The sequence below is a fragment of the Alcanivorax sp. HI0083 genome (genome assembly GCF_001635175.1).
The window spans coordinates 1-486 of sequence record NZ_LWFX01000425.1 but is presented as its reverse complement, the minus strand read 5'-3'; the positions used below and the strand labels follow the sequence as shown (position 1 = coordinate 486).

The window sequence follows — 486 nt, the reverse complement described above, 5'->3', positions numbered from 1 at the left end:
GATCTGCCCGACGATCTGACCCACCGCGCCGCTGGCCGCAGAGACCACCACGGTTTCGCCTTCTTTGGGCTGACCAATTTCCAGCAACCCCGCATAGGCGGTAAAGCCCGGCATACCCAGCACGCCCAGCGCCGTGCTGATCGGTACCTGTTTCGGGTCCAGCTTGCGCAGCATCTCTTTGCCCTGCACGGAGTATTCCTGCCAGCCACCGAAGCCCAGCACATAGTCACCGGCTTCATAACCTTCCAGGCGCGATTCCACAACCTGGCCGACGGTACCGCCCTGCATCACATCACCCAGCTCCACGCTGGCCGCATAGGACTTGGCCGGGCTCATGCGCCCACGCATGTAGGGGTCCAGTGACAGGTAGATGGTCTTGATCAGGACCTGGCCCTCTTTCGGCGACGGCATCGCGCCTTCCTTCAAAGGCAGATGTTCAGGCTGGGGCATCCCCTTGGGGTACTCGGATAAAATAATCTGGCGATT

Annotated in this window: 1 pseudogene; it reads right to left on the bottom strand. The window is 61.1% G+C overall.

The features are described from left to right. A pseudogene (locus A3754_RS04410) lies at positions 1 to 486 on the bottom strand (NADP-dependent oxidoreductase); the annotation flags it as partial.